We start from the raw sequence: 21,749 nt of genomic DNA on the forward strand, positions 1-21,749 counted from the left end.
CGACATGTCCGAAAATCCCCGCCTCGACAATTCACGCGTGATCCGGGCCCGCCGCGGTAATGAGCTGGAAGCGACGCACTGGGCCGCCGAGGCCCCGCTGCGCATGCTGATGAACAATCTCGACCCGGACGTCGCTGAAAAGCCCGAGGAACTGGTCGTCTATGGCGGCATCGGCCGGGCAGCGCGTGACTGGGCCAGTTTCGACCGGATCGTGGCGACGCTGAAGCGCTTGAAGGAGGACGAGACGCTGCTGGTTCAATCCGGCAAGCCGGTCGGGGTGTTTCGCACGCACGCCGACGCGCCGCGCGTGCTGATCGCCAATTCCAACCTGGTGCCGAACTGGGCCAATTGGGAGCATTTCCGCGAACTCGATCGCAAGGGCCTGATGATGTACGGCCAGATGACGGCCGGCTCGTGGATCTACATCGGCTCGCAGGGCATCGTGCAGGGCACCTACGAGACCTTCATGGAGGCCGGGCGCCAGCATTATGGCGGCGACCTCACGGGCAAGTGGATCCTGACCGGCGGGCTGGGCGGCATGGGCGGGGCGCAGCCGCTGGCGGCGACCATGGCCGGGGCCTCGATGCTGGCCGTGGAATGCCAGCCGAGCCGGATCGAGATGCGCCTGAAGACCGGCTATCTCGATCGCCGCGCCGACACGCTCGACGAGGCGATGGCGATCATCAATGAAGCCTGCGCGAAGGGCGAGGCCGTGTCGGTCGGCCTGCTCGGCAATGCGGCGGAGGTCTTCCCGGAACTGGTCACGCGCGGCATCAAGCCGGACATGGTCACCGACCAGACCTCGGCCCACGACCCGGTCAATGGCTACCTGCCGGCCGGCTGGTCGCTCGACCAGTGGGAGAAGATGCGCGAGACCGACCCCGACGCCGTCGAGAAGGCCGCCAAACTGTCCATGGCGACCCAGGTCAAGGCCATGCTGGCTTTCTGGGAGCAGGGCATTCCGACGCTCGATTACGGCAATAATATCCGCCAGATGGCCCAGGACATGGGAGTCGAGAACGCTTTCGATTTCCCGGGCTTCGTGCCGGCCTATATCCGGCCGCTCTTCTGCCGCGGCATCGGCCCGTTCCGCTGGGCTGCACTGTCCGGCGACCCGGAGGATATCTACAAGACCGACGCACGTGTGAAGGAGCTGATCCCCGACAATGAGGGCCTGCACCGCTGGCTCGACATGGCGCGCGAGAAGATCCAGTTCCAGGGCCTGCCGGCGCGCATCTGCTGGGTCGGGCTGGGCGAGCGCCACAAGCTCGGCCTGGCCTTCAACGAGATGGTGCGCACCGGCGAGCTCAAGGCGCCTGTGGTGATCGGCCGCGATCACCTGGACTCCGGCTCGGTGGCCAGCCCCAACCGCGAGACCGAGGGCATGATGGACGGCTCCGACGCGGTGGCTGACTGGCCGCTCCTGAACGCGCTCCTGAACACCGCTTCGGGCGCCACCTGGGTGTCGCTGCACCATGGCGGCGGCGTCGGCATGGGCTATTCGCTGCACTCCGGCCAGGTGGTGATGGCCGACGGCACGCCGGAGGCGGCGCGGCGGGTCGAGCGCGTGCTGTGGAACGACCCGGCAACCGGCGTGATGCGCCATGCCGATGCGGGCTATGACATTGCGCGGGAGTGTGCGCGCGAGCAGGGGCTGGATCTGCCGTCGCTCGAGGGTTGATAGCGGAAGACTGGGAGGATCATTCCGAAATCCCCGGGCGTTCGAGATTCTGTCGCGCGATTTCTGACGCTTATGATTTTCGCGACGTGCGAGCGCCGGCAACACAGCCTTTCACCGTCATCCCACGGGGACCGCGGAGCGGGCATCCGGGGGACCTCAGCTAACCGGTCTGAAGGACGAGCGAGGCAGGTGCGGCGGGCTGGATAGCTGAGGTCCCCCGGATCCCTGCTGACGCAGGGACCGTGGGATGACGGTCTTGATCAGCTGCGAGTCCTCCAGGGCTCGAGGTCAATGCCGTCGACTTTGGCCACCGCCCAGAGACTGTCCCACAGGTCCTCCCAGTGCGGATTGGCGGCTTCGATCAGGTTCACTTTCCAACGTCGTGGCCATTTCTTGATGCGCTTCTCGCGGCGGATGGCAGGCACAATGAGGTCATGGGGTTCGTACCAAACCAGGCGGGTGCATTTGTACTTGCGTGTAAAGCCTGATGCTTCGCCGCGCTTGTGCTGCTGGACGCGCCATTCAAGCTGGGCGGTAACGCCGGTATAGATCGGGCCGTCATAGCCGCTCGACATCATGTAGACAGCGATCAGGGTCTCGCGATCAGGCATCGCGACTTATTGGCGATCTTCTTCGCGATTGGCAATCTTTAGTTGAAAGCAATTATGCTAGTTTTACGCAGATTGAACCATTGATCTCTTGTCGGCCGGCGGGCCACAGGGGGTTTTCCAAGTCAAGGACGGCGCAGCCGCTGCTTCGCGGTTCAACACTTGAGTTGGAAAACCCCCTGAGGCTTTATCTCGGCAAGTGATGAATGGGCAGGTGCGGGCGCGCTGGGTCCGCTTTTATATACCGCCCGACGTCCTCTCCATTCGTCTGCAAAGCGTTCGCCGCGACGGGATGACAGCCGCGGCGGAGCGAAATAGAAGGTGGGACCCAAATCCAGCCTTCAGGAGACTTCCATGTCCGACGCCTTTTTCGCCGACCTTCGCGAGGAGCTGAAGCAGATCGAGGCCGACGGGCTTTACAAGCGCGAGCGGGTGATCACCTCGGAGCAGTTTTCCGAGATCGACGTGACGGCGAATGGCGACGAGCGCCATGTGATCAATTTCTGTGCCAATAATTATCTCGGCCTGGCCAACCGGCCGGAACTGGTCGAGGCGGCCAAGGCGACGCTGGACAGTCACGGGTTCGGGGTCGCATCGGTGCGTTTCATCTGCGGCACGCAGGACATCCACAAGCAGCTGGAAGCCAAGGTCGCCCAGTTCACCGGTTGCGAGGATGCCATCCTCTATGCGGCGGCCTTCGATGCCAATGGCGGCGTGTTCGAGCCGCTGCTGGGACCGGAGGACGCCATCGTCTCGGATGCGCTGAACCATGCCTCCATCATCGACGGGGTGCGCCTGTGCAAGGCCAAGCGCTACCGCTACGCCAATTCCGACATGGCCGACCTGGAAGCCCAGCTCAAGCAGGCCCGGGCCGACGGGGCACGGCACATCCTGATTGTCACCGACGGCGTGTTCTCGATGGATGGCTATATCGCCGATCTGAAGTCGATCGTCGGGCTGGCCAAGCGCTATGACGCGCTGACCATGGTCGATGACTGCCATGCGCACGGCTTCATGGGCGCGCATGGCCGCGGCACGCCGGAGCATTGCGGCGTTCTGGGCGAGATCGACATCATCACCGGCACGCTTGGGAAGGCGCTGGGCGGGGCCATGGGCGGCTTCACCGCGGCGCGCCAGGAAATCATCGACATGCTGCGCCAGCGCTCGCGGCCCTACCTGTTCTCCAACTCGCTGGCCCCGAACATTGTCGGCGCCTCGCTCAAGGCGCTCGACATGGTGGCCGAGGGCGATGATCTGCGCACCCGCCTGTTCGACAATGCCAGACGCTTCCGCAAGGGCATGAGCGAGGCCGGGTTCGATCTGCTGCCCGGCGAGCACCCGATCATCCCGGTCATGCTGGGCGACGCCAAGCTGGCCCAGGACATGGCCACGAAACTGATGGATGAGGGCGTCTATGTGATCGGCTTCTTCTATCCCGTCGTGCCCAAGGGCAAGGCGCGCATCCGTACCCAGATGTCGGCGGCGCACACGCCGGAGATGATCGACCGCGCGGTGGCAGCCTTCACCAAGGTGGGCAGGGAGCTGGGGGTTATCTGACCGGCGCTGCAACATTACAGAAGAGAATGTTGCGCGCCGGGGCGAGGCAAAGTTTTCTCCGGGCTGGAATACGCCTTTCAGGATCGGGGGATCTCACATGTTCGTACGTACACTCGCTGCAGCCCTGCTGGCTGCCGGCGGTCTGGATGCCGCGCTGGGCCAGGATCTCCTGATCCGGGACGTGACCCTGATCTCGCCGGAGCGGGCCGGACCGGTGCTGGGACAGTCGGTGCTGGTGCGCGACGGGCGCATTGTGGCGATTGGTGATGCGGCGGGTGTCGTCGACGCCGGCAACGGGGTCGAGATTGTCGAGGGCGAGGGGCGGTTCCTGACGCCCGGCCTGATGGACAGTCACCACCATGTCTCCTTCGTGCCCGGCATGGGCGCGCTTGATGATGCGGTCGCGGCGGGCCAGCCCGAACTGGCCGGGCTCTACATGGCCCAGCAGCCCCGCAGCCTGCTTTATCACGGGGTGACGCAGGTCCTCGATCCGGCACCGCTGCAAACCCATGCCCGCTTCGAGGCGGCGGACCTGCGCCCGGACTATTTCCGCTGCGGTGAAATCCCCACGCCTGAAGGTTATCCCGGCAATCAGCGCCAGTCCGCCGATGGAGAGACGACCTATCGCTACAGGCTGGACGCGACGCCCGATGGCGCGCCGGAAGCGGTGGTCGCGCGGATCGCGGCCGAGGGCGGCCGGTGTGTGAAAGTCTATGTCGAGAACGGCTTTGGTGCGGCGTCGGACTGGCCGCTCTTCGATGACGACCTGCTGGGACAGATCCGCGATGCGGCGCATAGCCACGGCCTGCCGGTGCTGGCCCATGCCAATGCCGTGGACATGATGCAGATCGCCTTGCGCAATGAGCTGGATATCCTCGCCCACGGTATGTGGAACTGGCAGTGGCCGGACGGCGAGGCGCCGGTCGGCGAGACCCTGGACCGGGTGGTCGCAGACGGTACCGGCTACATGCCGACGCTCATGGTGATGGACGGGATCTCCAACCAGCTGCGCGCCGACACGCTGGCCGACCCGGCGCTCGAGGCCGTGGTGCCGGGCGAGCTGATGGCCTGGTACCGGGCAGGCGGCGCGGACTTCTTCGGCGACGAACTGGCGGCCGATTTCCCGCCCGACATGGCGCGCGAGGAGATGGCCGACATCATGCAGTTCGCGGTCGGCCGGGGCCAGCGCGCAGCCGCCTATCTGCATGCCGCGGGGCACCCGCTGCTGCTGGCCAGCGACTGTCCGGGCAGCCCGAGCGTGGCCAACCAGCCCGGCCTGTGCACCTATCGCGAGATGCGCCTCCTGGCCGAGGCGGGCGTGTCGCCGGAGGCCATCCTGGCGGCCGGGACGATCAATAATGCCAGCGCTTTCGGGCTCGACGCGGATTACGGCACGGTCGAGGTGGGCAAGATGGCCAATCTCCTTTTGCTAGAGGCCAACCCGCTGGACAGCGTCGAAGCCTGGGACCGGATCGAGGGCGTGGTCCTGCACGGCCGCCTGATCGAACGGGACCAATTGCGGGCGCACTAGCGGTGCCGTGCCGGACGGTGCGGCTTTCCTGATCCGTCGAGCCCTGTAGGCTGGCCAGTGAGGGTGCGGGTGATTCCCGTCCGGGCCTGATCGGGGAGGCAGCCATGGCCCAGTACGATACCGACGCCATCGTCATCGGGGCCGGGGCCGTCGGGCTGGCGTGTGCCTTTGCGCTGACGCGCAAGGGGCTGGAGACCGTGGTGCTGGAGGCCGAGGCGCAGATCGGCCAGGGCGTGTCGGCGCGCAATTCGGAAGTCATCCATGGCGGGCTCTACTACCCGTCCGGCTCGCTGAAATCGCGCCTGTGCGTGCTCGGCAAGCAGGCGCTCTATGCCTATCTCGAGGCGCACCACATTGAGCACAAGCGCTGCGGCAAGCTGGTGGTGGCGCAGGACGAGGCGGAGATCGCGCGTCTCAAGGCGATCGGGGCTCAGGGCTTTGCCAATGGCGTGCGTGACCTGCGCTGGCTGTCCGGCGAGGAGGCGCGGGCGATGGAGCCGGAGCTGACGGCCGAGGCCGCCATCTGGTCGCCCTCAAGCGGTGTGTTCGATACGCATGGCTTCATGCTGTCGCTGGCGGGTGACGTGACCAGCGGCGGCGGCGCCATTGCCATCAATACGCCGTTTGTCGGGGCGGTACCGATCAAGGACGGCGGTTTCGTGGTGCGCACGGGCGGCGAGGCAGCGACGGAAGTGACGACCCGCCACCTGGTGATCGCGGCCGGGCTCGGCGCGCAGGACGCGGCGGCCAGGGTGGAGACCTATCCGGCCGAGGCGATGCCGAAACTGCACTATGGCAAGGGGCATTACTTCACCATGACCGGCAAGGCGCCGTTCGAGCGCCTGGTCTACCCGATGCCGATCCCAGGGGCGCTGGGCACGCATTACCGGCGAGACCTGGGCGGGCAGGCGCGCTTCGGGCCGGACCTGGAATTCGTCGACAGGCCGGACTACGCCGTCGATGCGGCCCGGGCCGAGGCCTTCTATGCCGCCATCCGGCGCTTCTGGCCGGGCTTGCCGGACGAGGCGCTGGTGCCCGATTATGCCGGGGTACGGCCCAAGCTGCACGGGCCGGGCGAGCCACAATGCGATTTCCGCATCGACGGGCCGGACAAGCACGGTCTCAAGGGGCTGGTGGCACTGTTCGGGATCGAAAGCCCGGGCCTGACCAGCTCACTGGCCATCGGCGGGGAGGTGGCCAGATGCCTGGAGCTCTAGCGGAAGAAGAGCGCGAGTCGGATCACGGGCCGGTGGCCCAGCCGGCGCTCGACCCGGTGCCGCCGCTGCCGGTGGCGAGCTGGCCGGCCTGGCCGTTCAGGCTGTGCCTGCTGTTCGCGTTGGCCACCCTCGTGCTGGTCTATCTGATGAGCCTGCCGCCGCCGCCGCCCGGCGCCGGGGCTATGGTGGCCGGTTTCCAGAGCCCGATGCTGGCGCTGGAATTTGCCCGTGGCGCGGGGGATCTCCTGTTTCTCGAGGGCGAAGCCGGGGCGCCGCTGCGCGAGTGGCTGATGCGGGTGCAGCGGCTCGATGTCTATTTTCCGGTCGCCTATGCCGGCATGGCGATCTTGTTTTTCATCGGTCTCACCCTGAAGGGACGCCGACTGGCCCTGGTCGGCGCGCTGCTGGCACTCATGACCATCCCGGCGGACTGGCAGGAAAACCGGGCCATCGATGCCATCCTGGCCGAGTTGCACAACCCGGTGTGCACCGAGGAGACCCGCCCGGCGGACCCGGACGCGCATGTCTCCCTGTTCGAATGCCTGCCGGAGGGGGCACTGGACGGGGCCTCGCCGGAAATTACGGCGGCGGCCTTCGCGTTTGACAGTTTCGTGCCGCTGCATGTCGAGCTGCTCAAGCACGATACCTGGGTGAAGTGGGGGCTGATCGCGCTCTACGCCGCGGTGATGGCGGTGGTGATGTGGCTGGAGAAACGCCGCCTCCTGGCCCTGCCACCGGCGCTGGCGGCGCTGGCCATCGGAGCGACCTGGCTGAGCGGCGGGGCCGGCCAGGTGGCCGAAGTCATGGGATTGCTGCTCATTCCCTTCATGCTGACTTTCCCTGTTGCGGCAGTGATGTATCTTCGCGCCCGAACAGCCATCAAGCGAGAGGCGCAATGAAAGCCCTGGTCAAAGCCAAGCCGGAAGAAGGCCTGTGGATGGAGGACGTTCCGGAGCCGCAGATCGGCCCGGACGACGTGCTCATCAAGATCAAGAAAACCGCCATCTGCGGCACCGACATACACATCTACAACTGGGATGACTGGGCCGCCAAGAACGTGCCGACACCCATGGTGGTGGGGCATGAATACTCCGGCGAGGTGGTCGATGTCGGCTCCAATGTGAAACGGGTCAAGATCGGCCAGCGCGTGTCCGGCGAGGGGCATGTGGTGGGCGGATCCTCGCGGGCGGCGCGGGCCGGGCGCTTCCACCTCGATCCGGACACGCTGGGCGTCGGGGTCAACATCCCGGGTGCCTTTGCCGAGTATCTCAAACTGCCCGCCTTCAACGTGGTCAAGCTGCCCGACGAGGTCAGCGACGAGATGGGCGCCATCCTCGACCCGCTCGGCAATGCGGTGCACACGGCGCTGCAGTTCGACCTGGTGGGCGAGGACGTGCTGATCACCGGGGCCGGGCCGATCGGCATCATGGCGGCGGCGATCGCCCGCCATGTCGGCGCGCGCCACGTGGTGCTGACCGACATCAATACCCACCGCCTGCACCTGGCCAGCCAGGTTGTGCCCAAGATCCGCACGGTCGACGTCTCCAACACCGACCTCAAGGACGTCATCAAGCAGCTCGACATGACCGAGGGATTTGATGTCGGGATGGAGATGTCCGGGGCACCGCAGGCCTTCGGCGGCATGCTCGATGCCATGGTCATGGGCGGCAAGATCGCCATGCTCGGCCTGCCCGCCAAGCCGGTGCCGGTCGATTTCGGCTCCCTGGTGCTGAAGGCGATCACCCTCAAGGGCGTCTATGGCCGCGAGATGTTCGAGACCTGGTACAAGATGATCGCCATGCTGGAGAGCGGGCTCGACGTGTCGCGCGTCATCACCCACCGCTATGACGCCGAGGACTTCCAGAAGGGCTTCGACGCGATGCGGGCCGGCAAGTCCGGCAAGGTCGTACTGGACTGGGGCTGAACATGAGCGATGAACCGCGCGTGCCATTGCAGGGCTGGGTCGAGTATCCGCCCGAGGACATGGCGGCGCGGGTCCGGGCCTTCACCGAGAACCTCAAGCGCCGGCGCACGGTGCGCGATTATGCCGAACGGCCGGTGGCGCGCGAGATCGTCGAGCAGGCGATCATCGCGGCCGGCTCGGCCCCGTCCGGGGCCAATCACCAGCCCTGGCATTTCGTGGTCCTGACCGATGCCGACAAGCGCAGGGCGCTGCGCGAGGCGGCGGAGGCGGAGGAGCGGGCCTTCTATGCCGGCAAGGCGTCGCAGGAATGGCTGGAGGCGCTGGCGCCGCTGGGCACGGATGCCGACAAGCCGTTTCTGGAACACGCCCCCGTTCTGATCGCGGTGTTTGCCCAGAAGCGCGGCGGTGAGCGGATCGGTCAGGACAAGAAGAATTACTACATCCACGAGAGCGTCGGCATTGCCTGCGGCTTCCTGCTGGCGGCCCTGCACGAGGCCGGCCTGGTGACACTCACCCACACGCCCAACCCGATGCGCTTCCTCAACGAGGTGTGCGAACGGCCGATGAACGAGAAGCCGTACATGCTCATTGTCGGGGGCTATCCGGCGGAGGGCGCGACGGTGCCGGAACATGCGCTGGTGAAGAAGTCGCTGGGTGATATTTCGACTTGGTTGTGAGGGGGGACTCCCCCTGATTCACTTGCAAGTGTCATCCCTGCCGGATGCCCGCGCAGGCGGGCCGCAGGGCAGGGACCCATACGCGCGCTGTCACCGAGTGAGTTTCACCTGTTCGCCACCGGGATGATGGGTCCCGGGCCTTCGCCCCGCCTGCGCGGGGCATCCGCCCGGGATGACATGTGATTGATTGGTTTAGAGAACAAGGCGCTGACGACGCCCGCACCTCCCCATTCATCTCTTGCCGGGATTTCGCCTCAGAGTTTCAGCCGGGTCAAGCGCGCCGCAGGCGCCGCTTCGTGGTTGCACCCTTGATCCGGCTGAAACTCTGAGGCCCGCTGGCTGACAAGAGATCAATGGATGTATCCGCGCCTGGCGTGAATTCCTGACGGCCTGAACAGAAAAAGCCCGGCCGCTTGGGGCGGCCGGGCAGGGGCAGTCTGTCGTGTGCAGGGAGGGAAAGTTGTCCCGGCGGCCGGCCGTGTGAGGTCGACCGGGGCCGGGACGGCGGGCGCCCTCAGGCCCGAACGCGTCGGCGGATCGCAGTGAAGGACCAGATCAGGGCAATGAACCAGCCGATGATGGTCCAGCCGAACAGCAGATTGGTCAGGAAGATGGCAAAGCCATTGTCATGCCCGCGGATCAGCGCGATCAGGGCGGGAATGAAATAGACGATGAGGCTGGCGATTGCGCCTTCGACACCAAACACGGTTTATCTCCTTTTCTGCCGCCCGATTGCGACTTATCGAATTACGATAAATCTATGCCGGGTCGGGCCGGTCCGCAAGGGGAGGCAGGAGGGATTGGACGCGGCGGCGTCCCGCACGGCCAAGAAAGACCGGCCGCTCCCCGGGGAACGGCCGGTCATTCGATCAGTCTGCGGGTGGCGGATCAGGCGTCCACGGTCGGGAACTCGTAGTCCTTGTAGATCTCGCGCAGCTTGGTCTTGAGGATCTTGCCGGTGGCACCGATCGGCATGGCATCGATGAACTCGATGGCGTCGGGCAGCCACCATTTCGGCACCTCGTCGCGCAGATAGTCGAGGATCGACTGCTTGAGCGCCGCGTCGGCGGTCGCGCCTTCCATGGGCTGGATGACCATGAGCGGGCGCTCCTGCCATTTGGGATGCGGCATGCCGACGGCCGCGGCCATGGCGACCTGGGGGTGGCCCATGGCGGCATTCTCCAGGTCGATCGAGGAGATCCACTCGCCGCCGGTCTTGATGACGTCCTTGGAGCGGTCGGTGATGGTCATGAAACCGTCGCCGTCGAGATGGGCGACATCGCCGGTCTGGAACCAACCATCATCGGTGAAGCTCTCGGCCCCCGCCCCGCGGTAATAGGAGGAGGCGACCCAGGGGCCGCGCACCTGGACGTGGCCCGAGGACTTGCCGTCCCAGGGCAGTTCCTTGCCCTCGTCGTCGACGATGCGCATGCCCACTCCGAACACCAGGCGGCCCTGCTTGAGCTGGATCTTGATCTGCTCCTCGCGGTCCTCCCGCAAATGCTTCGGCAGGAGGGCGTTGACGGTTCCAAGGGGCGACATCTCGGTCATGCCCCAACCCTGTTGCATGGTGACGCCGTACTGGTCCTCATAGGCGCGCAGCAGGGCTTCCGGCAGGGCGGAGCCGCCAATCAGCACGCGGTCGACGCTGTCGATGCGCTTTCCTTCCTTCTGCAGGTATTGCAGCAGGCCGAGCCAGACTGTCGGGACGCCGGCGACGTAGTTGACCTGCTCGGTCTCGATCAGCTCGTGGATGCTGGCGCCATCCATCTGCGCACCCGGCATGATCAGCTTGGCACCGGTCATCGGGGCCGTATAGGGAATGCCCCAGGCATTGACGTGGAACATCGGCACGACCGGCAGAATGATGCCCCGGGCGCCGACGCCGATGACGTCGGCGGCAGCACAGGCCATGGCGTGCAGCACGTTGGAGCGGTGCGAATAGAGCACGCCCTTCGGGTCGCCCGTGGTGCCGGAGGTGTAGCACAGGCCGGCGGCGGCATTCTCGTCGAATACCGGCCAGTCGAAATCAGGCTTCTGGTCGGCGAGCAATTCCTCATAGGTCTTGCACTTGGTCTGGACCGCGTCGGCATGGCTCTTGTCGGTCATCAGCACCCAGTTCTTGACCGACTTGCAATGCTTCGAAATGCCGTCGATGAGCGGGGCGAAAGCCTTGTCGAAGAACACGGTCTTGGACTGGGCATGGTCAAGCATCCAGATGATCTGCTTGGGGTCGAGACGCGGATTGACCGTATGGATCACGGCACCGATGCCGGACACGCCGTAATAGAGCTCGAAATGGCGGTGCGAATTCCAGGCAATGGTGGCGACGCGGTCGCCCTCGCGCACCTTGAGCTTCTTGCGCAGGGCATTGGCCAGCTGCTTGGTGCGTTCGTGTGTCTTGGCGTAGCCCTGGCGGTGAATCTGGCCGGTCTCGGGCAGGCGCGTGACGATTTCCTGGTCGCCATGGCAATTGGCGGCATGGACCAGGATGTCCGAAATCATCAACGGGACGTCCATCATGTGAGCGCGCAAGGTCATTTCTCTCCCCTTTGAACAACCGGTATCGGGCAACACTGTTTCGACAATCAAACGGGCTTCGGCGTCGCAGCGCAATCCTTTTGCTGTTTCCGCCTGTTTTGCCTATGGGTTTTTTGAGCCATCGGGCCGGATTGAAGGGCCTGCGACAAAGGAAATGACAAAGATGTCGAAATTCGCCCCTGCCGCGCCCGCCTATGCCGACATCGTCGACGCCGCCGCCCGGCTGGCCGGAAAGGCGGTGCGCACGCCGCTTCTGCGCAGCGATGTGCTGGATGCGCGCACCGGCGGGCAGGTGTTCATCAAGGCGGAATGCCTGCAGCGCACCGGCTCATTCAAGTTCCGCGGTGCCTACAACCGCATCTCCCGGCTCGACGAAACGGAACGGGCGCGCGGCGTGATCGCCTATTCCTCCGGCAATCATGCCCAGGGCGTGGCGGCGGCGTCGAAGCTGGTCGGAACCACGGCCAAGATACTGATGCCGTCCGACGCGCCCCGGGCCAAGGTGGAAGGGGTCGAGTTCTGGGGTGGCGAAGTGGTGCCCTATGACCGTGGCAGCGAAAGCCGCGAGGAGATGGGCCAAAAGATTGCTGCCGAGGAGGGGCGTGTCCTGGTGCCCCCCTACGAGGACAGGTTCATTATCGCCGGGCAGGGCACGGCGGGGCTGGAAATCGTCGAGCAGATGGCCGAGATCGACACCACGCCGGATCTGGTCATTGGCTGCGTGGGCGGCGGCGGGCTGATTGCCGGGACCGGGCTGGCAGTGCTTCAACACCATCCCGACGCTCACATTTGGGCTGCCGAGCCGGCCGGGTTCGATGACCACAAGCGTTCGCTGGAAAGCGGACGGCGCGAGAGCAATGCACAGCTCACCGGGTCGATCTGCGACGCGATCATCACACCGACGCCAGGCGAGCTGACCTGGTCGCTCAACCGCCACCAGCTCGCCGGCGGCGCGGTGGTCACCGATGACGAGGCGCTGGATGCCATGGCCTTCGCCTGGCGCCACCTCAAACTGGTTGTCGAGCCGGGCGGTGCGGTGGCGCTGGCAGCGGTGCTGGCAGGCCGGGTGGATTGCCGTGACCGCACGGCCTGCGTGCTGCTCACCGGCGGCAATGTCGACCGGGCCTGCTTTGCGGAGGCACTGGAGCGGCTGTGAGCGCTTGGCGGGTGTGACCCCGCCTAGTTTGACGGCGGAATGACCGGGCCGCCGGCGCGCATGTCCTGCTCCAGCTCGATCTCCACCGGCGCGTTGTCATTGAGGCGCGAGCGGTAGACCTGCAGGTTTTCCAGCACGCGCTGGACGTAATTGCGGGTCTCCGAGTAGGGGATGCTTTCCACCCAGTCGATCGGGTCGACATCGGGGTCGCGCGGGTCACCGTAATTCTCGATCCACTGGCGGGCCCGGTGCGCACCGGCATTGTAGGCGGCGAGGGCGAGCACATAGGAGCCGTCGAACTCGTCGACCACTTCGGCCAGGTGGTGCGAGCCGAGGGTCAGGTTGTAGTCGAGATCGTCAGTCAGCCAGTTGAAACGGTAGGGCACGCCGACCTGGCGGGCCGTCTGGCGCGCCGTGGCGGGCATCATCTGCATCATGCCGCGGGCGCCGGCGCCGGACACGGCGTGCTGTCCGAACTCGGTCTCCTGGCGGATGACCGAGTGCACGAGGGCGCTCTCGGCCCGGCGGCCCGGCGTGTTCTGCGGCAGGGAAATGGTCGGATAGGCGCTTTCGGCGAGAATGATGCCGCGATTGCGGGCGGCCTTGGCGGCGCGCACGGCCTGGCGGATGTAGAGATAGTCACTGGCCAGCCGTGACAGCAGGACCGCCTCTTCCGGATCCTCCAGCTGGTCATCGAGCCGGTAGCTCATCAGGCGGAAGTAATATTCCTCGTTCTGTTCGGCGAGCAGGCGCATGGCTCGCACCAGCGGCCGCGCCTCGAAGCGCACACGGGTGGCTTCAGTGGGTTCCGGCTGGGGCGGCAGGGCGAGGATGGAATTGCCTTCGGGCAATTCGGTCAGGGCAAGCTGGCCGTAATAGGCGGTCGAGTACTCACCGGCGGCGGCATAGTACTGGGCCGCGGTGGTCGGGTCGCCCATGGCGTCGGCGGCGCGGGCCATCCAGTAGGCGCCGCGCGACCGCGACACCGGCGTGGTGACATTCTCGTACAGCCTGGTGAAGTGGCCGAGCGCGGTTTCCGGCTGATCGAGATGAACCAGGGCGAGCCATCCGGCGACGAATTCGGCATCGGCGAAATCGGCACCGGATGACATGCCATTGTCGCGGGCGAGCTGGTAGGCGGTGCCGTAATCGCCGTCGCGCACGAGGTTCAGGATCATCAGCTTGCGCTCGGTCCACATCAGCTCCAGCGCATCGGTATTGCCGTGCTGGCTGGGCAGTTCGAGCAGCAGGGGCAGGGTGGCGTCGGTCAGGCCGGAGCGACGGCGCCAGCGCGCCCGCTCGAAGACCAGTCCCGGGTCGGCCGAGCGGCTGGCCGGGACGCGGTTGACGGCGCTGTCGACACCGCTCTGGCGCCCGGCGAGGCGCAGGCGGGCATCGGCCAGGGCCCGGTTGGCACCGCTCAGGAGCGGCTCGATGCGGCGTGCCGCGGTGCGCTGGTTGGACCAGATGAGATAGTCGATGCGCGCCACGTGGTCCTCCTCGGTGAGGAAATCACGGTGGCGCTGATAGGTCTCGCTCTGGATCGACAGGGGCAAGAAGTCCTCGCGCCAGGCCTGGCGGATCAGTTCCCGGCCTTGCTGGCTCGACCCGGTGGCAATCAGGGCTTCGCCATAAGCGACGCGGCCGCGCCCGGTGGTTGGCGGATTTTCTTCGAACCAGGTGACAATGAAGGGAGCCGTCAGGCCGGATTCCCCGATGCGCTCCTCGGCCTCGGCCTGGATGTAGCTGTCGCGCGGCCAGTTGGCCAGCTCGCTCAGGGCAAGGTCGAGTTCAAGAAAGGAGGCGCGCTCGTCATTCAGGGCGATCAGCCACAGCAGGATGTTGCGGGCGGTGCTGTCGGTGAGCTCGTCGCGGATCTCGCGGACGCGGCGCCAGTCATTGTCGCTGACAGCATCAAGGCCGGTGCGGAAGCGCGTGAAATCGGCGTCGCTGAGGTGCTGCGAGAAATTCACCGGCTCGGGCCGCATGCGCGGTGTCGGGATGGTTTCACTGGCCTGGGCGAGGACGGGCGTGGCGCCGGCCACGAGGGCGACGGCACCAAGACGTAGAACGCGGAAACTCTGGGCGATCATGGTACGAGGCACACTTTCTGATCGGCTATGATGACTATCCTTCTGCCAAACCCGGGGCACTGTCCAGACTTGACATGAAGGCTTGGCCGGTCCGGTCGCCGTCGATATGGTCGCGCGCCTGTCACGCCGCTTACGGGAATGCATCATGTTCAAAGGGTCCATCACTGCGCTGGTCACGCCGTTCAAGAACGGTGCCGTTGATGAAGAGGCCGTGGCGGCGCTCGCGGAACGCCAGATCAATGCCGGGACGCACGGCCTGGTTCCGTGCGGTACCACCGGCGAGTCAGCGACGCTGAGCATTGACGAGCACATGCGCGTCGTCGAGATCGTCTGCGAGGTCGCCCGGGGACGGGTCCCGGTGATCGCCGGAACCGGCTCGAACAGCACCGCGGTGGCCATCGAGAACCAGAAGCGTGCCAAGGCGCTCGGCGTCGATGCCGGCCTCGTGGTTGCGCCATATTACAACAAGCCGAACGCTGAGGGCCTGTACCAGCACTTCAAGGCCATCCACGATGCGGTGGATCTGCCGATCATTCTTTACAATGTGCCGGGTCGCACTGTGGTCGACATGGACCCCGGTGTCGTGGCGCGCATCGCCCAGCTGAGCCGGGTCGTGGGCATCAAGGACGCCTCGGCCGACATGGCGCGGGTGACCATGACGCGGCGCCATGTGGGCAAGGAGTTCATCCAGCTGTCCGGCGACGACCCGACGGCACTGGGCTTCAATGTCACCGGCGGGGTCGGGGCCATCTCCGTGACCTCGAACGTGGCACCGGAATTGTGCGCAAAGTTCCAGGAGGCGATGCTGAACGGCCAGTGGGACGAGGCGCGCGCCATCAATGACAAGCTGGTACCTCTGCACCAGGCCCTGTTCACCTCGGCCAGTCCCGGGCCGACCAAGTATGCGATGTCGCTGCTGGGGGTCGCCGGAACCGAAATGCGGCTGCCGCTGACCCAGCCCAATGAAGTGTCCAAGACCAAGGTGCGTGACGCGCTGGTCATCGCAGGATTGCTGGACAAGGCATGAGCAAGCCCAAGACAGAAACCGGCGTCGTCGCCATCAACCGCCGGGCCCGCTTTGATTACGAGATCGAGGAGGAGTTCGAGGCCGGCCTGATGCTGACCGGGTCCGAGGTCAAGTCGCTGCGCGAGGGGCGGGCCAATATCGCGGAGAGCTATGTCAGCCCCGAGCGCGACGAGATATGGCTGATCAATGCTGACATCCCGCCCTACGCACCGGCCAACCGGTTCAATCACGAGCCCCGGCGGCCGCGGAAACTGCTTCTGAAACAGAAAGAGATCGACAAGCTGGCAGGCGCGGTGACACGCGACGGGCGGACCATCGTGGCGATGAAGCTGTTCTTCAACCGACGCGGCATTGCCAAGCTGATCATCGGTCTCGCCAAGGGCAAGAAGACGGTCGACAAGCGCGAAACCATCAAGCGGCGCGAGTGGGACAAGCAGAAATCCCGCCTGATGAAGAATTACGGCTGATCCGGTCGCGCCGGGCGCTTGCCAGGGCTAGTGCGGTTGCTTTTGCTTCCGGTTGGCCACGTTGAGGGCAGCCAGCAGGCGGCCCAGGTCGAGCGGCTTGGGCACATGGGCATCGGCCCCGGATGCCAGCAATTCCTCGACATGGTGGCTCAGCGTGTCGGCCGACAGGGCGATGATCGGCGTGCGGTCGAGGAATTCGCGTTGTTCGATGTCGCGAATGGTCCGGATCGCCTCCAGCCCGTCGAGCACCGGCATGTGCTTGTCCATCAGAACGAGGTCGGGCCTGCGCGAGCGCCAGGCCTCGACGGCGGCGAGCCCGTCCTCGACGATGATCAGCTCCTTGCAGCGCTTGTCGAGCAGGGCATGCAGGACGATCTGGTTGGTCACCACATCCTCCGCGGCAAGGATACGGATCTGGCTGATCTCCTCGAGCGATTGCCGACTTGACGTGGGAACCGGAATATCCGGCGGCGGCGCGGCGCTGGCCGGCATCTCCTCCTTGTTGGGAGCCGGGCCGACCCGCTTGATGGGCAGGTCAACCTTGAATACCGAGCCTTCACCGCGCTGGCTTTCCACGCTGATCTCGCCCCCCATGAGGTCGACCAGGGACTTGACGATGGACAGCCCGAGGCCGGACCCGCCAAATCGCCGCGTCGTCGAACTGTCTGCCTGGATGAACGGGTCGAACAGGGTTTCGAGTTTTTCCTTAGCGATGCCGATCCCGGTGTCCTCGACCTCGATCACCAGGCGGTCCAGCTCGTCGGAAACCCCATCAGCCTCCACGCAATGCGCGCGGACGATCACCTGCCCGGATGGGGTGAACTTGATCGCGTTCGACAGCAGATTCTGCATGATTTGCTGCAACCGCACCGGGTCGCCATGGAACATGCCCTTGCAATTGTCCGCGATGTCGATCAGCAGGCGCAGGGTCTTTTCCGAGGCGGCGTAGCGGTGCAGTGAAACCGAACCGCTGAGCCTGTCATGGAGCGAGAATTCCACCGTCTCCAGTTCCAGCTTGCCGGCTTCGATCTTTGACACATCGAGGATCGAGTTGAGGATGTCGGTCAGGTTGCGGCCGGAACTGTTGACCAGGTCCAGCATCTCTCTCTGGTCGGGGCTGAGCTCGGTTTGCTGCAGCGCCTGGGTCATGCCGAGCACCCCGTTAAGTGGCGTCCGGATCTCATGGCTCATATTGGCCAGGAAGGTGGACTTGGCGTGGCTGGCGCGTCGGGCTTCGCGGGATGCCTCTGCAAGGCGTCGGGCCTGGTAAATGTATTCCGCTGCAATGCCGATTACGGGGATGGCGTATTCCAGGACCTTGAGACCGTGAGCCACGTTGAAGTCGCTGTCGAACAGGCGCGTGGAGCCAAACGCCATGTGCAGTTCCAGCACCACGGCAGGGATCAGGGCCAGGAGCACGGAGCCGACGAAAAGGCTGGGGGTCCGCTGGTGCAGCCGCCACAGGAACAGCCCGGCGACGGCAAAGCCCAGCAGCGGAACGATGTCGTACGGGCGTGAGACGAGCTGATCAGGAAACTGGGTCTGCGGCAGGGAGCTGGACGTGGCCACCAGGGAGATGAGCAAGAGCGCGAGCAGACCGAAGGCAAGGCCGATACCGGCGAGGCGCCCGATGGAATGGCGCTCCGGGGTCAGGTTGAATCGATAGGCGAGGATCGCACCGGCCAGCAGGATGAAGGCATTGAAGCCGCGCGCCAGCGCCCAGGTGACGGGAATGAAATTCTCGCTGCCGGAGCGCGGCACGATGATCTCGAGCGCGGCCAGGGTATGGAAAGCGTCCATCAGGCCGGATGCAAACATCGCGAAGGCCAGGATGGGTGCGATCATGTCGCCACTGGTCCGGTAGTGGATCAGCGCCAACAGGACCGCGACCGACGCCAGGATGACCGTGCTCCACTCCAGGAGGGCATGCACGGTGGCACCGCGAAGGCTGGCCAAACCGGTGACGGGCTGGCTCGAACTGGCAAGGCCGAAATCGAAGCCGATGAGCTGCAGTGTTGCGGGCAGAAGCGAAAGGACCAGAACGGCCATGAGGGGCCGGGATCGAAGCAGCGAAGAAAACGAAGTGGTGTCAGACGAGGTCACGCCGGAGTCCTGATTGGTTGCGGGGCGAAGCTGCAAATCCGGTGATTCTGACTCCCAGAACACGTGTCATCGAGCCAGGCAGCCAGTCATAGCATATCGCGAGCAGCTGCCGTGAGAGCGGCTCGGACAGCCAAGAAATGGCATGTTAGGTCCGGCTTGTCCGTACGGCAAGCGTTTGATTTCAAAGCCTCATGCGGTTTCCAGAGAGAACCGTTCGCGCCACGCCTGGGGTGACAGGCCGTGCGCTCGCAGGAAGCTGCGGCGCATGCGCTCATCACTGCCAAAGCCGGCCTTGATGGCCACTTCGCGAACGCTGGCAGCGTCGTTTTCCAGCAGGGCCATCGCAGCCTTGAGGCGGGCTTCCTCAACCGCCCGGGCCGGAGTGCGACCGGTCTCCTCGGCGTAGAGGCGGGCAAAATTGCGCGGGCTCATGCCGCAGCGTGCCGCCAGGGCCTCGACGCGCAAATCGGCCGTGAGATTGTCGGCGAGCCAGAGGTGGAGGGCATCGAAACGCCCGCCGGCCAGCCGCGGTGCCGGACGGCCGGTCGGGGCAAACTGGCCCTGGTCGCCGGGACGGTTGGGGTAGACAAGGTGGCGGCGGGCCAGCTCGAGGGCGAGCGACCGGCCGTGGTCGGATTCCACCAGCGCCAGGGCGAGGTCGAGCGAGGCGCTGCCACCGGCGCAGGTCCAGACGCGCGGGCAACCGATTTCCACCAGCTCGCGGGTCAGCGCAAGCTCGGGATAGTCGCGCGAAAGCGCGTCGTGTTCGCTCCAGTGCGTGGTGCAGGGGCGGGCGTCGAGCAGGCCGGCTTCGGCGAGCAGGAAAGCGCCGCCGGCGCTTGCCACCATGCGCCCACAGCGCTCGCTGGCGCGTTGCAGACCGGCGACCAGGCGCGGGTCACGCCGGGCGGCGCGGGCACCGGGGCCGCCAGCAATCCATACCGTGTCCGGCTCGTCGAGGCCGATCCCGGCCAGGCGCTGGGTGGTCAGCACGACGCCGGTCGCGGTCTCGACCGGCCCGCCGTGCAGTGAGGCAAGGGGGGTGGTGTAGGCATTGTGGCCGAGCACCTGGTTGGCATCGGAGAACACCTGGAGCGGGCCGGCGATGTCGAGCAGGCTGGCATCGGTATAGGCAAGGAAGGCGACGCGGCGCTCTGACGGACCTGTTCTGGCGGGCTTTGCGTTCATCAATCGATTTCTGCCATTCCGGGAGGTGCGGCGGGGGCCGCTTCGGGACGCTCGCAAAAAGGTTAACGCGGCGCGTCGGGCCTGGCCAGTCGAAACTGGTCGCCCCCGGTTTTCCACAAATGGCAGGCGGTTATCGGGCGTCGAGGTGAGCCCGGATATCGGCGAAGACCTGGTCGAACATCGCTTCGGTCAGGCGTCCGGTATTCGTGTTGTAGCGTGAGCAATGATAGCTGTCATAGAGCCGAACGGGACCGTTCGGCCCGGCCAGGTCGGCTTGCGCTCCATGACCGAATGGTGCGTCCTTGAGGCGCACACCGAGGGCGCGCAGCGTGTTGTCGTGGGCGATCTTGCCGAGTGCCAGGATGGTGGTCAGGCGGGGCAGGGCGGCGATGCGCGACACCAGGTAGGGGCGGCAGGCATTGGCTTCCGCGCCGGTCGGCTTGTTCTCCGGCGGCACACAGCGCACCGCATTGGTGATCATCGCGTCGACCAGTTCCAGACCGTCATCGGCATGGCCGGCATAGGTGCCGCGGGTGAAGCGGAAACGCTCGAGCGTGGCGAACAGGAGATCGCCCGCCCAGTCACCGGTAAACGGGCGACCTGTCTGGTTGGCGCCGCGCAGTCCGGGCGCCAGGCCGACGATGAGCAGGCGCGCATCCTCCGGCCCGAAGGACAGGACCGGCGCGTTGTGCCAGTCCGGATACAGGTCCTCATTGCGGTCCCGGAAGGCGACGAGGCGCGGGCAGAGCGGGCAGTCGAGCGGCGGTTCGGCGGGCAGCACCCCAGACCCTGCCGTCACGAACCCCCTCCGTTGCGGCCCACAAGGGTTTCAAGGTCCGCCAGCTCGATGAAATTGTCGGCTTCCCGGCGCAGGTCATCGGAGATCATCGACGGGCTGGTCTTCAGCGAGGACACCACCGACACCCGGGCGCCCTTGGCACGCGCGGCGGCCAGGGCGCGGCGAAAGTCGCCATCCCCGGAGAACAGGATGATGTGATCGAGATAGCTGGCCGCCTCGATCAGGTCGACGGCGAGCTCGATATCCATGTCCCCCTTGATGCGACGGCGCCCGTTCTCGTCGGTGTACTCCTTGGCCGGCTTGGTGATCACCGAGAAGCCGTTGTAGTCGAGCCAGTCGACAAGCGGGCGCAGGGGGTTGTATTCCTCGTGCTCCAGCAGGGCGGTGTAGTAATTGGCCCGCACCAGCTTGCCGCGCTTGCGGAATTCCTCGAGAAGACGCTTGAAGTCGATGTCGAAATCCAGCGCCTTGGTGGTGGAAAACAGGTTTGCGCCATCGATGAAGAGGCCGATGCGTTCGTCCGGATAAAAGGCCAAGTGTGTCTATCCCCATGAATATGCGTGACATGAATCGATGAAGTCTGGCGGCATCTATATCGCGCTTGGTGCCAATCTGCCACTGGGCGATGCCACACCGCGGATGACCCTCGCGGCGGCACTGGAGGCCCTGGCCAGCGAGGGCGTGGAGCTGGTCGCGCGGTCGTCGGACTGGCACAGCCCGGCCTGGCCGGACCCCTCCGATCCGCCATATGTGAATGCCGTCGCCGAAGTGCGCACCAACCTGTCGGCGGATGAAGTGCTCGAGCGCCTGCTGGCAGTGGAGACCCGCTTCGGGCGCCAGCGCGAGGTTCGTTGGGCGTCGCGCACGCTGGACCTCGACCTGATCGATTACAGGGGGCAGGTGCGTACCGGCGATGAGCGCCTGATCCTGCCTCATCCGCGGGCCTCCGGGCGCGCTTTCGTGCTGTTGCCGCTGGCCGAGATCGCGCCGGACTGGACCGACCCGCTGACCGGGCAGCCGATCCAGGCGCTCGTCGAGGCCTTGCCGGCGACCGAAAAGGCGCCCATGTTACGACTGTAAACGGGTGTGATTGCCGCGCCGCACTGCCTTGCTTTTGCCAGACGGTGACGATAGGAAACGCGGTTCCAAATCCCCAGCGCTGGTTCAAGGAGATCGCGCG

19 protein-coding genes are annotated in these 21,749 nt (G+C 65.7%); 11 read left to right on the forward strand and 8 right to left on the reverse strand.

The annotated features are described in order from the left end of the window. The first annotated feature begins 4 nt into the window (after positions 1–4). Positions 5–1,681 carry a urocanate hydratase gene (hutU, locus tag ACXYMR_RS13510; RefSeq protein ID WP_458943428.1) on the forward strand — a complete coding sequence of 559 codons (1,677 nt, stop codon included), beginning with the start codon at positions 5–7 and terminating at the stop codon, positions 1,679–1,681. Between the two features lie 260 nt (positions 1,682–1,941). Here hutU and ACXYMR_RS13515 read toward each other — a convergent pair whose 3' ends face one another. After that, positions 1,942–2,292, reverse strand: coding sequence for a GIY-YIG nuclease family protein (locus ACXYMR_RS13515; RefSeq protein WP_458943429.1), 351 nt, complete (start codon positions 2,290–2,292; stop codon positions 1,942–1,944). A 351-nt stretch (positions 2,293–2,643) separates the two neighbouring features. Here ACXYMR_RS13515 and ACXYMR_RS13520 point away from each other — a divergent pair, with 351 nt between their 5' ends. The 6 genes from ACXYMR_RS13520 (at position 2,644) to ACXYMR_RS13545 (ending at position 9,195) form a co-directional block, all read left to right on the forward strand. Then, a complete protein-coding gene (locus tag ACXYMR_RS13520) occupies positions 2,644–3,846 on the forward strand; it encodes a glycine C-acetyltransferase (protein WP_458943430.1) in 1,203 nt (400 codons plus the stop codon). A gap of 97 nt (positions 3,847–3,943) precedes the next feature. Beyond that, on the forward strand, positions 3,944–5,377 hold the full coding sequence (locus tag ACXYMR_RS13525) for an amidohydrolase family protein (RefSeq protein WP_458943431.1): 1,434 nt from the start codon (positions 3,944–3,946) through the stop codon (positions 5,375–5,377). Positions 5,378–5,481: 104 nt separating this feature from the next. Beyond that, positions 5,482–6,594: an NAD(P)/FAD-dependent oxidoreductase gene (locus ACXYMR_RS13530; protein WP_458943433.1), complete on the forward strand. Its 1,113-nt coding sequence runs from the start codon at positions 5,482–5,484 to the stop codon at positions 6,592–6,594. Then, positions 6,579–7,493 (forward strand): hypothetical protein, encoded by a 915-nt coding sequence (locus ACXYMR_RS13535; protein ID WP_458943434.1) that lies wholly within the window; start codon positions 6,579–6,581, stop codon positions 7,491–7,493. The genes ACXYMR_RS13530 and ACXYMR_RS13535 overlap by 16 nt, the downstream gene beginning before the upstream one ends. After that, a complete protein-coding gene (gene tdh / locus ACXYMR_RS13540) occupies positions 7,490–8,518 on the forward strand; it encodes an L-threonine 3-dehydrogenase (RefSeq protein ID WP_458943435.1) in 1,029 nt (342 codons plus the stop codon). The genes ACXYMR_RS13535 and tdh overlap by 4 nt, the downstream gene beginning before the upstream one ends. Positions 8,519–8,520: 2 nt before the next feature. Further along, complete coding sequence (locus ACXYMR_RS13545) at positions 8,521–9,195, forward strand: nitroreductase family protein (RefSeq protein WP_458943436.1); 675 nt, start codon at positions 8,521–8,523, stop codon at positions 9,193–9,195. A 514-nt stretch (positions 9,196–9,709) separates the two neighbouring features. On the opposite strand, the gene ACXYMR_RS13550 is transcribed toward ACXYMR_RS13545, so the two are convergent. Beyond that, positions 9,710–9,901 (reverse strand): superinfection immunity protein, encoded by a 192-nt coding sequence (locus ACXYMR_RS13550; protein ID WP_458943437.1) that lies wholly within the window; start codon positions 9,899–9,901, stop codon positions 9,710–9,712. Between the two features lie 182 nt (positions 9,902–10,083). Then, entirely contained in the window at positions 10,084–11,736 is a 1,653-nt protein-coding gene (locus ACXYMR_RS13555; protein WP_458943438.1) for a long-chain-fatty-acid--CoA ligase, read from the reverse strand. 154 nt (positions 11,737–11,890) lie between these two features. Here ACXYMR_RS13555 and ACXYMR_RS13560 point away from each other — a divergent pair, with 154 nt between their 5' ends. Further along, positions 11,891–12,892, forward strand: a complete 1,002-nt coding sequence (locus tag ACXYMR_RS13560) for a threonine ammonia-lyase (RefSeq protein WP_458943439.1) — start codon at positions 11,891–11,893, stop codon at positions 12,890–12,892. Positions 12,893–12,915: 23 nt separating this feature from the next. On the opposite strand, the gene ACXYMR_RS13565 is transcribed toward ACXYMR_RS13560, so the two are convergent. Next, positions 12,916–14,985, reverse strand: a complete 2,070-nt coding sequence (locus ACXYMR_RS13565; RefSeq protein WP_458943440.1) for a lytic transglycosylase domain-containing protein — start codon at positions 14,983–14,985, stop codon at positions 12,916–12,918. Between the two features lie 145 nt (positions 14,986–15,130). Here ACXYMR_RS13565 and dapA point away from each other — a divergent pair, with 145 nt between their 5' ends. Both dapA and smpB read left to right on the forward strand, forming a co-directional pair. Continuing rightward, positions 15,131–16,012: a 4-hydroxy-tetrahydrodipicolinate synthase gene (gene dapA / locus ACXYMR_RS13570; RefSeq protein WP_458943442.1), complete on the forward strand. Its 882-nt coding sequence runs from the start codon at positions 15,131–15,133 to the stop codon at positions 16,010–16,012. Further along, a complete protein-coding gene (gene smpB / locus ACXYMR_RS13575) occupies positions 16,009–16,479 on the forward strand; it encodes an SsrA-binding protein SmpB (protein WP_458943443.1) in 471 nt (156 codons plus the stop codon). Before dapA ends, smpB begins: the two co-directional genes overlap by 4 nt. A 27-nt stretch (positions 16,480–16,506) precedes the next feature. On the opposite strand, the gene ACXYMR_RS13580 is transcribed toward smpB, so the two are convergent. The 4 genes from ACXYMR_RS13580 to ACXYMR_RS13595 form a co-directional block, all read right to left on the reverse strand. Beyond that, a complete protein-coding gene (locus tag ACXYMR_RS13580; RefSeq protein WP_458943444.1) occupies positions 16,507–18,528 on the reverse strand; it encodes a hybrid sensor histidine kinase/response regulator in 2,022 nt (673 codons plus the stop codon). Positions 18,529–18,771: 243 nt separating this feature from the next. Then, positions 18,772–19,770: a GlxA family transcriptional regulator gene (locus tag ACXYMR_RS13585; protein WP_458943445.1), complete on the reverse strand. Its 999-nt coding sequence runs from the start codon at positions 19,768–19,770 to the stop codon at positions 18,772–18,774. A gap of 130 nt (positions 19,771–19,900) precedes the next feature. Further along, positions 19,901–20,569, reverse strand: coding sequence for a uracil-DNA glycosylase (locus tag ACXYMR_RS13590; RefSeq protein ID WP_458943446.1), 669 nt, complete (start codon positions 20,567–20,569; stop codon positions 19,901–19,903). Further along, on the reverse strand, positions 20,566–21,105 hold the full coding sequence (locus ACXYMR_RS13595; protein WP_458943447.1) for a LabA-like NYN domain-containing protein: 540 nt from the start codon (positions 21,103–21,105) through the stop codon (positions 20,566–20,568). Before ACXYMR_RS13595 ends, ACXYMR_RS13590 begins: the two co-directional genes overlap by 4 nt. Before the next feature lie 37 nt (positions 21,106–21,142). Between ACXYMR_RS13595 and folK the strand changes: the two genes are divergently transcribed. Then, positions 21,143–21,649 carry a 2-amino-4-hydroxy-6-hydroxymethyldihydropteridine diphosphokinase gene (gene folK / locus ACXYMR_RS13600; protein WP_458943448.1) on the forward strand — a complete coding sequence of 169 codons (507 nt, stop codon included), beginning with the start codon at positions 21,143–21,145 and terminating at the stop codon, positions 21,647–21,649. Positions 21,650–21,749 lie beyond the last annotated feature (100 nt).

Source organism: Maricaulis sp. CAU 1757 (assembly GCF_054482675.1).